11 protein-coding genes are annotated in these 12102 nt (G+C 72.6%); 7 read left to right on the top strand and 4 right to left on the bottom strand.

Annotated elements, in window-relative coordinates; genetic code table 11:
- The 3 genes from LL648_RS32795 to LL648_RS32805 all read left to right on the top strand — a co-directional run.
- A partial coding sequence (locus LL648_RS32795; RefSeq protein ID WP_255687021.1) for an HNH endonuclease signature motif containing protein occupies window positions 1–252 on the top strand: 252 nt, incomplete at its 5' end.
- On the top strand, window positions 249–1271 hold the full coding sequence (locus tag LL648_RS32800; RefSeq protein WP_232666682.1) for an LLM class flavin-dependent oxidoreductase: 1023 nt from the start codon (window positions 249–251) through the stop codon (window positions 1269–1271). The genes LL648_RS32795 and LL648_RS32800, both read left to right, overlap by 4 nt.
- Before the next feature lie 50 nt (window positions 1272–1321).
- Window positions 1322–3337: a serine hydrolase gene (locus LL648_RS32805; RefSeq protein WP_232666683.1), complete on the top strand. Its 2016-nt coding sequence runs from the start codon at window positions 1322–1324 to the stop codon at window positions 3335–3337.
- Here the strand turns inward: LL648_RS32805 and LL648_RS32810 are convergent.
- A complete protein-coding gene (locus LL648_RS32810; protein WP_232666684.1) occupies window positions 3322–4278 on the bottom strand; it encodes an AraC family transcriptional regulator in 957 nt (318 codons plus the stop codon). The two genes, LL648_RS32805 and LL648_RS32810, sit on opposite strands and share 16 nt — an antisense overlap.
- Window positions 4279–4359: 81 nt before the next feature.
- On the opposite strand from LL648_RS32810, the gene LL648_RS32815 reads away from it, so the two are divergent.
- On the top strand, window positions 4360–5178 hold the full coding sequence (locus LL648_RS32815; protein ID WP_232666685.1) for an NAD(P)H-binding protein: 819 nt from the start codon (window positions 4360–4362) through the stop codon (window positions 5176–5178).
- On the opposite strand, the gene LL648_RS32820 is transcribed toward LL648_RS32815, so the two are convergent.
- Window positions 5148–5879, bottom strand: a complete 732-nt coding sequence (locus tag LL648_RS32820; protein ID WP_232666686.1) for a MerR family transcriptional regulator — start codon at window positions 5877–5879, stop codon at window positions 5148–5150. The genes LL648_RS32815 and LL648_RS32820 overlap by 31 nt on opposite strands.
- 63 nt (window positions 5880–5942) lie before the next feature.
- On the opposite strand from LL648_RS32820, the gene LL648_RS32825 reads away from it, so the two are divergent.
- On the top strand, window positions 5943–6410 hold the full coding sequence (locus LL648_RS32825) for a DUF6194 family protein (protein ID WP_232666687.1): 468 nt from the start codon (window positions 5943–5945) through the stop codon (window positions 6408–6410).
- A gap of 12 nt (window positions 6411–6422) precedes the next feature.
- Here LL648_RS32825 and LL648_RS32830 read toward each other — a convergent pair whose 3' ends face one another.
- Entirely contained in the window at window positions 6423–6971 is a 549-nt protein-coding gene (locus LL648_RS32830) for a TetR/AcrR family transcriptional regulator (protein WP_232666688.1), read from the bottom strand.
- 56 nt (window positions 6972–7027) lie between these two features.
- Between LL648_RS32830 and LL648_RS32835 the strand changes: the two genes are divergently transcribed.
- Window positions 7028–8077, top strand: a complete 1050-nt coding sequence (locus LL648_RS32835) for an FAD-dependent monooxygenase (RefSeq protein WP_232666689.1) — start codon at window positions 7028–7030, stop codon at window positions 8075–8077.
- Window positions 8078–8141: 64 nt separating this feature from the next.
- Window positions 8142–11447, top strand: a complete 3306-nt coding sequence (locus tag LL648_RS32840) for a serine/threonine-protein kinase (protein ID WP_232666690.1) — start codon at window positions 8142–8144, stop codon at window positions 11445–11447.
- A gap of 62 nt (window positions 11448–11509) precedes the next feature.
- On the opposite strand, the gene LL648_RS32845 is transcribed toward LL648_RS32840, so the two are convergent.
- Complete coding sequence (locus LL648_RS32845; RefSeq protein WP_232666691.1) at window positions 11510–12046, bottom strand: CGNR zinc finger domain-containing protein; 537 nt, start codon at window positions 12044–12046, stop codon at window positions 11510–11512.
- Window positions 12047–12102 lie beyond the last annotated feature (56 nt).

Below are 12102 nucleotides of genomic sequence, written 5' to 3' on the forward strand. Positions count from 1 at the left end.
CGACGAGCCGTCGCCGCCCGTGACCGCGGATGCGCGAGATGTGGCCGCCCGGCGAGTTGGTGCGACATCCACCATATAATCGAATGGCAGAACGGTGGACCCACTGAAATCAACAACTTGGTGATGTTGTGCAGGATGCATCACCGGGAAATCCATGCCACGGAATGGTTCGTCCGAATAGTGGATGGCCTACCGGAGTTCATCCCACCCAGATGGGTCGACCCGGACCAAGTCCCACGGAGGTGCAGATGAATTCCGCGTTGCGGTTCGGCGTCTTCCTGCCCGCCGCGCAGTTCGCCGGCATGACCTCGACCGAGGTGCTGGACGCCACGGTGGCGACGGCGGTCGCCGCCGAGCAGGCCGGCTTCGACGAGGTGTGGGTGGCCGAGCACCACTTCCAGTCGTACGGGCTGTGCCCCTCGGCGATGACGATGGCGGCGCACCTGCTCGGCGTGACCGAGCGGGTTGCCGTCGGGACCGCGGTCACCGTCATGACCACGCAGCATCCCGTTGCGGTTGCCGAGCAGGCGCTGCTGCTCGATCAGCTCTCACACGGCCGGTTCCGGCTGGGGGTCGGGCGCGGCGGGCCGTGGATCGACCTGCAGGTCTTCGGCGCGCCGGCCGGCGCGTTCGAGGCCGGCATGGCGGAGTCGCTCGACCTCCTCCTGGACGCGCTGGCCGGGCCGACCGTCACCGGCCACGGACCCCGCTACCCCTTCCCCACCGTGCCGGTCGTGCCCCGTCCGCAGAACGGCTGCGCACCTCAGGTGCTACTGGCGGCGACATCGGCGGCCACCGTCGACCTCGCCGCCGCACGCGGGCTTCCGTTGCTGCTCGGCATGCACGCGGACGACACCGAGAAGGCCCGCGCGATCGCCCGTCACGGGACCGCGCGGTGTGACCACATCGGCGTCGGCGTCGCCTACGTCGCCGACACCGACGCCGAGGCGGAGTCGACGCTGCGCGCGGCGCTGCCGGGCTGGCTCGGCCCCGGGCTCGCCTCGTACCGCCGCGCCGACGGCCACCCGCACCGCACGCGGGACCCGCACGAGTACACCGAGCACCTCATCCGGATCCATCCGGTGGGCTCGCCGGCCCGCTGCCGCGAACGCCTCACCGCGACGCTGCGCGCGACGGGCCTCGAACGCATGGCGTTCCTCGTCGAAGGGACCGGGGATCCTGCCCGCACGCTCGACAACGTCCGACGGTTCGGTGCGGAGGTCCTCGCTCCACTGCGCGGAACAGGTAGTGCACTACTGATGCCGCGCTGAGATTCCTCGCGATGCTGGTCAGAGGCACCCCGCGAGCGAATGAGACCGCCATGACCGACATCCGCGACGACTCCACCCGCCCCACCGCGCTGCCGGTGACGAGCCGCCGAGAGGTGTTGCGCGCGCTCGGCGCGGCCGCGGCGCTCGCCGGGGTGGGGAGCCTGCTCTCGGCGTGCGGCATCCCGACCGCGGCACTCGCGCTGCCCGCGTTCGCCCCACCGCCCGACCCCGGCTGGACGGCGAAGCACGACATGACCGCCCCGCAGTACCAAAGCGAGTTCGACCGGCTCGCCAGAGGCGGCTACCGGCCCGTGGACGTCTGCGGGTACGCCGACGCCGGCCGGGAGTTCTACGCCGCGATCTGGGAGAAGACCGGTGGGCCCGCCTTGATCGCCCGCCACGGCCTGACCCCCGACGCCTACCAGGCGGAGTTCGAGAAGCAGGCCGGAGACGGCTACCGGCCGGTCCGGATCAGCGCCTTCGGCATCAACGGCCAGGCCCGGTTCGCCGCGCTGTGGCACAAGGTCGGCGGCCCGGCGCTGGTCGCCCGGCACGGCCTCACCGCCGACGCCTTCCAGGCCGAGTGGGACAGGCTCGCCAAGGACGGATACCGGCCGGTGGAGGTCTGCGGCTACGAAGAGGGCGGCCAGGCCCGGTTCGCCGGGATCTGGCACCAGACGGGCGGCCCTGCACTGGTCGCGAGGCACAACCTCACCCCCGCGGACTACCAGGCCGAGTTCGAGCGGGTGACGAAGGACGGCTACCGGCCGGTCCGGATCAGCCCCTACGCCGTCGGCATCGACGTGCGGTACGCCGCGATCTGGGAGCAGGCCGGCGGGGCGCCGTTCATCGCCCGGCACGGGCTGGTCTCCGGCCAGTACCAGGCCGAGTTCACCAAGGCCACCGACCAGGGTTTCCGCCCCGTCCACGTCAGGGCCGCCGGGGGCGCCATCAAGCCGCTCTTCGCCGGGGTCTGGGAGAAGCGCCAGTTCTCCCCGAACGAGCTCAAGGCCATGTCCGACGTCGTGGCCGCGTTCATGAAGACGTGGTCCGTGCCGGGCATGCAGATCGCGATCACCCGGGAGGGTCGGCTCGTCTACTCCGAGGGCTTCGGGCTGGCCGACACCGCGAGCGGCACGAAGGTGACCCCGGCGAGCCTGTTCCGCATCGCCAGCATCTCCAAGCAGGTCACCTCGGTGACCTGCATGAAGCTGATCGAGACCGGACGACTGCGGCTCACCGACACCGTCTTCGGCGCCGGCGGGCTCCTCGGGACGACGTACGGCAAGCAGCCGTACAAGGCGAACGTCGAGACGATCACCGTCCAGCACCTGCTGGAGCACACCTCGGGCTGGAACAACGTCCCCGACGACCCCATGTTCCAGAACCCCGACTTCGACCACGCTGCGCTCATCTCGGCGATGCTCGACAACCGCCCGCTCGCGACCACCCCGGGGCAGAAGTGGGAGTACCTCAACTTCGGGTACTGCGTGCTCGGCCGGGTGATCGAGCGGGTCACCGGCAAGCCGTACACGACGGCGGTGCAGGAGCTCGTGCTGGCGCCGTGCGGGATCACCGCGATGCAGCCGGCCGGCAACACCCTCGCCGACCGGCGCAACGGCGAGGTCGTCTACTACGGGCAGGGCGGCGAGACCCCGTACACCTGGCGCGTCGACCGGATGGACGCCCACGGCGGGTGGCTGGCCACCGCGAACGACCTCATGAAGTTCGTGACCAGGGTGGACGGGTTCGGCACGCGCCCCGACATCCTCAGCGCCGCGTCGATCACCACGATGACCACCGCGTCCACCGCGAAGCCCGTCCCCGCCGGCGGCTCGGGGTACGCGAAAGGCTGGTGGGTGCACAGCGACAAGAACTGGTTCCACGACGGGAGCCTGCCCGGCACGGGGACGCTCCTGGTGCGCCGCAACGACGGCTTCAACTGGGCGGCCCTCGCCAACACCCGCGACCCCGTCCCGAACAGCAAGATCACCGGGGCGATGGACGCGATGCTGACCGAGCTGAAGGGCAAGGTCGGGACCTGGCCGACCTACGACCTGTTCTGAAGACTCTGATCGCTGCCCTGCCGGTGCCGGGCCGGGCTGACGCCGCGCACCCGTTTGAAAGCGGTGCTCAGCGCGAAGCCGTTGCTGTATCCGACCCGGCGAGCGACGGCCTCCAGCGTGGCGCCGGGTTCGAGCAGGAGGTCGGCGGCCAGCGCGAGGCGCCAGCCGGTGAGGTAGGTCATCGGTGGTTCGCCGACGAGCTCGGCGAACCGGCGCGCGAACAGCCCGCGGGAGACGCCGACCGTGCGGGCCAGGCTCGCCACCGTCCACGGGCTGGACGGCCGGTCGTGCAGCAAGCGCAGCGCGCGGCCGACCACCGGATCGCGGTGGGCGCGATACCACGCCGGAGCGTGCCCGTCGGGTCGCGCGAACCAGGCCCGCACCGCGGCGATCAGCAGCAGGTCGAACAACCGGTCCAGGACGGCCTGCTGCCCCGGCTCGTCCTTGCCGATCTCGGTGTCGAGCAGCTGCAGCAGCGGCGACTCCCACAGTGCCGGGGTCAGCACCAGGGCCTGCGGCAGGGCGTCGAGCAGCCGGCGGCTGATCTCACCGCTGACGTGGTAGCAGCCCAGCAACGCCACCGTCGAACCTTCGGGGTCGTTGCCCCAAGCGCGCACGCCCAGATCCATCGTCGACCCGAGATCCGTGCCGTCGACGGTGGCGGGTCGCCACCCGGGGTTGATCACCACCTGCGGGGACGCGGTCGGGCTGTCCGCGAAGGTGAACGAATCGGGGCCCTTCAGCACCGCGACGGCGCCGGCGTCGAGCCGCAACGGCTCGCCCGCCGACGGCACCACCCAGGCCGACCCGTGCAACATGGCGATCATGCCGAGGAGCGCCTCGTCCTGCACGCGCACCGACCACGGCGGCTGCATGATCATCCGGACCAGCACGGGTTCCCGGCCCCGCGGACCGTCCAGCAGGTTCGCCAGCGCGTCCACCCGCCCAGGGTAGACGGACAGACATGGAACGTGGCTCCCTCGACCATGTTCCGCACCGCCGCCTCCCGATTGACTTCCCTCATGACAACGAACACAGCACCAACCCTGGTCGTCGGTGGCACCGGTACGAGCGGCCGCCGGGTCGCCGCGCAGCTGACGGGCCGCGGAGTGCCGGTCCGGATCGCGACGCGGTCGAGCCGGCCGCGGTTCGACTGGCAGGACACATCCAGCTGGGGCCCGGCCCTCAACGGTGTCGCCGCCGCGTTCCTGAGCTACCACCCCGACATCGGCGACCCGGACGCCGCCGAGCACATCCGGTCGTTCGCCGAGGAGGCACTGGCCCGTGGCACCCGCCGGCTGGTGCTGCTCAGCGGGCGGGGCTCGCAGAACGCGCTCGAGGCGGAGCGGGCATTGCGCGAGTCGGGTGCCGAGTGGACGATCGTGCGGGCCAGCTGGTTCGCGCAGAACTTCGACGACGGCTTCCTCACCGACCTCCTCCGCCACGACGAGCTCGCGTTCCCGGCCGGGCAGGTGGCCGAGCCGTTCATCGACGCCGACGACGTCGCCGCGGTCGCGGTGGCGGCGCTGACCGACGAGCGCCACATCGGCCAGGTCTACGAGGTGACCGGGCCCCGGCTGCTGACCTTCGGCGACGCCGCCGCCGAGCTGTCGGCAGCCGTCGGCCGGCCGCTGCGCTACCGACCGATCACCTTCGACCAGTTCGCCGACGCGCTGGTCGGGGACGGGGTGCCGACCGACGCCGTTGCCGGCACGGTTGCGGTGTTCCAGGAGATCCTCGACGGCCGCAACGCCCACGTCACCGACGGCGTCCAGCGCGCGCTGGGCCGGCCGGCCACCGATTTCGCCGACTACGCCCGCGCGGTCGCGAAGGCGGCCTGACCGGAGCTCAGGTGCAGCGCCGCCGTCCCGGCGATCAGCGCGGCCGATCGCGCGTCGATGGCGGCGTCGCGGTCGGCCAGCATCGTGCGCACCTCGTCCCACCGCTTCGCACGGCGCAGCTCTGGCATCAGCGTGCGGAGCGGGGCGATGCCGTACCCCGCCATGCGGAGCTGGTGGACGATCCGGGCGTCGCGGACGTCGACGGGCACGTAGGTGCGTGCTCCCCCGCCGGGCGCCCGGCGCGGGGACACCAGGCCCTCGGCTTCCCAGTGCCGCAGCGTGGACGTCCGCACGCCGAGGGCATCGGCGAGCTCGGAGATCGTCATGACGTCCGAGGGGAGCGCGTCGTCGACCCGTTCCGCGGTGATCACGGCGGCCGCACGACGGGCCAGCGCGACGTCCCGCCGCTCGGCGTGGAGCCGGGCGTGGGCCGCGTCGACCAGCGCCAGCAGCTCCGGACCTTGTCCGGACCGGGCGGCACGCAGCACCGCCTTCGCGTCGACGGGCCCGATCCCGGCCGCGAAACCGCGGTACGCGATCGCGGCGTGCACGTGCTGCTCGCCGTAGACGCGATAGCCCGAGCCGGTGCGCGGTGCGGCCGGCAGGACACCCTCGCTCTCCAGGTCGCGGATCTGCTGCACCGAGTAGCCCGACTCCCTGGCCACGTCGGCGGTCCGCAGCCCGGACTTGCGACCTGACACGAGTTTCTCCCTGGAACGCCCGAGCGAAGTCCACACAAGCACTTCAAGCTGACACTAGAACACATGGGCATCGCCGAGATCATCGAGTTCCTCGAGCAGCAGGGTGGCCTCCTGACCCTGCAACCCCAGCCGGGCGACGGCTCGCCCGAGATCGCCTGGGGCGACACGTTCTTCTACTACGCACCCGACGGCGTCGTGCCGAGATCCCAGCCCTTCGCGACCATCGTGACGAAGGACTACCCCGACGACCGCCGCTCCCGCCTCGACCGTCCCGGGGCGTTCCGGCTGAACATCTTCGCCGGGAGCGACGAGTTCCGCACGCGGCTCGGGCACGACCCGAAGGAGGAGCCCCCGCACGCGATCGACCCGAGCGGCACCGACGTCCTGTTCCCGCACCCGGTCTACGGGCCACTCGGCTGGATGGCCATCGTCGAACCGGGACCCCGGACCGATCAGCTCGCCCGCGAGCTGCTCCGGACCGCGTACGGCCTGGCCCGCAGGCGCTACGACCGGCGCGCCACGAGCGGCTGACGGTGATCGTCTTCAGCCGAGCAGGCCGCGGAGCAGCGCGCGGATGCCCGTCTCGACATCGCCGCCGGCCTGCAGCACCAGCTCGTGCAGGATCACGCCGTCGAGGTGGTCGAGCAACATGCGGCAGTGCTCGTGCGGCGCCGGGGAGCCCAGCTCGCGCAGCTGCCAAGCGGCCCACTCCACCAACTGGGCTCGGCTGCGCAGCAATGCGGCACGCAGCTCGGGGCGGGCGAGACTCTCCAGGAAGAGCGCGTAGCGGGCTGCCGTCCGGGCCCGGGCCGGGCCCACCGCATGCCGGACGAACCCGACCAGCGCCTCGGCGAGCGCGTCCGCGTCCGCGGGCGGATCCGTCCCGGCGAGCCCGGCCCACTCGGCGCGGTCGAGCGCCTCGATGTGCGCCACCAGTCCGCTGACCAGCGCGTCGCGCGTCCGGAACACGTTCGACGTCGTCCCGGCAGGCACTCCGGCCGCGGCGTCGATGGCCCCGTGCGTGAGCCGCCGCATGCCTCCCCCGCCCAGCACCTCGACCGCGGTGTCGAGCACCTGCTCCCGTCGGGACACGTCACCTCACTATGTTTCTAGTGCCATTTCACTATGAAGATAGTACCGTCAGGTTCATGATGAGATCAGCGGCTATCGTCGGGGGCGGCCTCGCGACCGCCATCCACCTGCGCCACAACGGCTGGCGGGTCGACGTGCTCGAACGCGCCGCGACCCACCCGACAACGGGCACCGCGCTGGGCATCTGGCCGGCAGCGTTGAAGGCGCTCGACACGCTCGGGGTGGGCGCGACGGTCCGCACGATCGGCCGTGCCCAGTCGGGAGCGGTGTTCCTGCGACCGGACGGCAGCCGCATCGGGGCCATCGACAGCGCGGCACTCGAACGCCGCAGCGGCGACGCCGTGCATCTGATCTCCCGACCCGCCCTGCTCGGGGTGCTCGCCGCGGCCGCGGGACCCCTGCGGTTCGGTGTGGAGGCACCCGACGTACGGGAGCTGGCCGGGTACGACGTCGTGGTCGGCGCCGACGGCCTGCACAGCCGCGTCCGCGACGCCCTCTTCGGCCCGGGGTTCCGCCCGCGCTACACCGGGCACACGGTCTGGCGCGGCGCGGTACCCGCGGACCTCGGCGTAACGGCCCAGACATTGGGCAGGGGTGCCATCTTCGGGATCACCGGGCAGGAGGGCGGGCGCACGAACTGGTTCGCGACCGCCCACGCGCCGGAGGGACAACGCGAGCCGGGCAACGAGGTGGCCGCGCTGAAGGAACGGTTCGGGCACTGGCACGAGGACGTCCGCGCAGTGCTCGACCTGGTCACCGAGGACGAGGTGCTGCACCACGACCTGCACCACCTCGACCCGCCGCTGCCGTCGTACGTCACGGAACGCGTCGCCCTCATCGGCGACGCGGCGCACGCCATGACCCCGGACCTCGGACGGGGTGCCTGCGAGGCGATCGTCGACGGCCTGTCGCTCGCCGAGCAGCTCGTCCACGACCCCGACGTGGCCTTGGCACTGGCCTCGTACGACCGCGAACGCCGGCCGCCGACGCAGCGGCTGGCCCGGATGTCGCGGCTCATGAACCGGGCCGTCGGGGTGCGCCGATGCCTCCCGCTGCGCGATGCGGCGCTCGGCCTGGTCCTCCGATTCGGCCGGCCACCCGCCTGACTCCGGCCAGCTGTCGCGCCGGCTGTTGCCCGGCCGCGACGTCACGACGATTATTCGCGGTGCGATGGCCGACTCCGATGAGGGCAGGACGCAGCGACCACCCGCACCGAACGACGCTGTTCCGGACGTCCGGGCCGAGCTGGACGCCGAGGGGTTCGTCGACCCCGAGGAGATCGGGCGCGGCGGGTTCGGTGCGGTGTTCCGGTGCGGCCAGCCGGAGCTGGACCGGACCGTCGCGGTCAAGGTGCTGACCTCGCACGTCGACCCGGACAACCTGGAGCGCTTCCTGCGCGAGCAGCGGGCGATGGGACGGCTGTCCGGGCACCCGCACATCGTCACGATGATGCAGGTCGGGACCACGGCGTCGGGCCGCCCGTACATCGTCATGCAGTACCACCCGAAGGGCTCGCTGCACGAGCGGATCCGGCAGAAGGGTGTGCTGGACTGGGCAGCGAGCCTGCGGCTGGGCGTCAAGATCTGCGGGGCGCTGGAGGCCGCGCACCGGGCCGGCACACTGCACCGCGACGTCAAACCGGCCAACATCCTGCTCACCGAGTACGGCGAGCCCCAGCTCACCGACTTCGGCATCGCGCGCATCACCGGCGGCTTCCAGACCTCCGCCGACGCCGTCGCCGGGTCACCCGGGTTCACCGCTCCGGAGCTGTTGCGGGGTCGCCGCCCCACGCCGGCTTCGGACGTCTACGGGCTCGGCGCGACGCTGTTCTGCGCGCTGACCGGGCACGCGGCGTTCGAACGGCATTCCGGCGAGGAGCTCTTCGCGCACTTCGTGCGGCTCACCACGCAGCCGGTGGCGGACCTGCGGGAAGGCGGCGTCCCCGACGACGTCTGCCGGCTCGTGGAGCAGGCGATGTCCGCCGACCCCGCCGGACGGCCCGCATCCGCCGCGGCTTTCGGCGAGCAGCTGCGCACGGCGCAACGTCGGCACCAGCTGGTGGTCGACGACATGGCGCTGCCCGCCGACATCCAGGCCGCACCGGCCCGGCGCGCCGACCCAGGCGCGACCGGTGTCGCAACCGGGCACGCAACCGGGGTCGCAACCGGATTCCCGACCGGGACGCACCGCGGCCCGGCCCCGACGCCCACCACTCCCCCGGCGCCGGCCGCGAAGTTCCGGCCGCCACCCACACCCGCGGTGACGCTGGTCCCCCGGGAGCGGCTGATCACGGCGCTGCGCGGGACCCGGGCGCGCCGCTTGACGCTGATCCAGGCGCCCAGCGGGTTCGGCAAGAGCACGCTCGCCGCGCAGTGGCGCGACGTGCTGGCCGCCGAAGGCGTCCTGGGGGCCTGGCTGACCGTCGACGAGGACGACGACAACGTCGTATGGTTCCTGTCGCACCTGATCGAGGCGGTCCGCCGGATCCGCCCGCAGCTGGCCGAGGACCTCGCGCAGCTGCTGGCCGAGCACCTCGACGAGGCGGCCCGGTACGTCCTGACCGCGCTGGTCGACCGGATCGACGCAGGCGAGGCCGACGTCGCGCTGGTGATCGACGACTGGCACCGGGTCGGCAACGAGCAGTCGGTCGCCGCGCTGGCGTTCCTCCTGGAGAACGCCGGCGAGCGGCTGCGGGTGATCGTGACCAGCCGATCACGGGCCGGCCTGCCGCTGGGCAGGCTGCGGGTGCGCGACGAGCTCGTCGTGATCGACGCGGCCGCCTTGCGGTTCGACCCGTCCGAGTCGCGGTCGCTGCTCGTCGATGTCGGGCAGCTGCGCCTGGCGGGCTCGCAGGTCGAAGCGCTCACCGCCACGACCGACGGGTGGGTCGCCGCGCTGCAGCTGGCGGCGCTGTCCCTGCGCGGAGGCGCGGATCCGGCCCGGCTCATCGGGCACCTCTCCGGGCGCGACGACGACATCGGCGAGTTCCTGGCCGAGAACGTCATGGACGCGCTGGAGCCGGAGCTGCTGGAGTTCCTGCTGCTGACCTCGATCACCGAGCGGACCTGCGGCAGCCTCGCCTCGGCGCTGACCGGCAACAGGCGCGGGCAGGCCGTGCTCGAGCAGGTCGAGGCGCGCGGGCTGTTCCTGCAGCGCCTCGACGCCGATCGCACGTGGTTCCGCTACCACCACCTGTTCCGCGACTACCTGCGCGCCCGGCTGGAACGCGACCGCGACGGCGACATCGACGACCGGGTCGACGGCCTGCACCGGATCGCGTCGAGCTGGTTCGACGAGCACAACATGCTCAACGAGGCCGTCGACCACGCACTCGCCGCCGACGGGCCCGAGGCCGCACTCGACCTGGTCGAGCGGGACGAGACCAACCTTCTGGAACGCGGCGAGATGACGACCTACCTCGGGATCGTCGCCAAGCTCCCGCAGCGCCTCGCCGGCGCCCGGCCCCGGATCCAGCTCGTCGTCGCCTGGGCGAACGCGCTCCTGCAACGCCCCGCGGCGACCGGCGCGGCGCTGACCCGGTTCCACGCCGCGCTCGACCGGTCCGACCTGCCCGATGCCGAGCGCATCGACCTGCGCACCGAGGCCGACGTGCTGCGCAGCGTCGGCGAGGTCTTCGCCGACCGGCTCGACGTCGTCGACGCGCTCCTCGCCGACGCGCTCAGCCGGCCGGACGCCCTGCCGACGCGTGTCGCAGGGGCCGCCGCGAATGTCGCGACCATCGCCGCAACACTCCGCTACGACTTCGACGCCGCACTGCGCTGGCAGGAGTTCGCCGCGCCGTACCACGCCCGGATGGGCCCGTACGTCGCGATCTACGGCCGGTGTTACGCCGGCATCGCGGCCAGGGAGCAGCTCGACATGGCCGCGGCGGCGGGCGCGTTCCAGGAGGCCGTCGAGCTGGCGAGCGCGTCGCTCGGCCCGAACTCGCACGCCGCGCGGCTGGCCGGGGCGCTGCTCGGCGAGCTGCGCTACGAGATGGGTGAGCTCGACGAGGCCGCCGGGTTGCTCGACGAGAGCGACCGGATCGGCACCGCGGGCGGCGGCGTCGACTTCCTGATCGCCCGCTACGCGACCGGGGCCCGGGTCGCGGCCGCGGTCGGCGACCGGACGGTTGCGGCACAGCGGCTGGCCGCCGGGCAGCGGGTCGCGGCGGACCTCGACCTGCCGCGGCTCGCCGCGCGGATCACCAACGAGCGGATCCGGTCGGGCATCGACCCCGATCTGGTCGACACCGCGCACGTCCTGGCGCCGAGATCGATCCCGCACGACAAAGGCATCACGACGACGATCGCGCTGATCGAGGAGGACTCCGCTGTCCGGCTGCTGCTCGCCGGCGCCTCGGCGACCGAGCGCGAGGCGGCCCGCACGCGGGCGGCGGCCCTCGTCGACGCCATCGACGCCGCTCGCCGCCCGCTCACGGCCCTGCGCGCCAACCTCCTGCTCGCGGAGTGCTGAGTGTCCGTCGACAACGACGTTCTGGCTGTTTGTTAGCGCTCACAACAGCCAAAACGTCGTTGTCAACGCGTCCTTGCGCGGAACGCTGCTGCTTTTGCGCGGTTGCCGCACTCGCGCATGTCGCACCAGCGGCGCGTGCCGCGGCGGGAGCCGTCCACGTAGAGGCGGGTGCACTCGCCGCCGACGCATTCCTTGATCGACGGCGCGAGCGGGCCGCCGAGCAGCTCGACCGCGGCCCGGGCGAGCGTCGCGAGCACAGCGTCGATCCCGCCCACCCGGTGCACCTCACCCGCGGCGGTGAGGGCGACCGCCGTCGGGACGCCCGCCGCAACGGCGTTGACCAGCGCGCGGTCCGTCCCATCGGTGCGCACCCCGGCCTGCCGGGCGAACGCGAGCCGGTAGATCGCCTCCCGCAGGTCGATCGCCTCGGCGAACGCGGCCGCGTCAACCTCGGGCGGCTCCGCCACCAGCCCGGAAGCCACCGACCAGCGCGCGAGCTCGGCCGGCGAGGTCAGCAGATCGTGGTGGTCGGTCCGCCGGTGCGCCACCGTCCCGGCGTAGTCGAGGGCCACATCCCCGCTGATGAAGAGGAAGTCCACGGCACCAGAGTAACCACCTGGACAGGTTATGCGCCCGGGTCTAGGGTCCATAACCA

Source organism: Pseudonocardia sp. TRM90224 (assembly GCF_021245725.1).
Lineage (GTDB): Bacteria > Actinomycetota > Actinomycetes > Mycobacteriales > Pseudonocardiaceae > Pseudonocardia.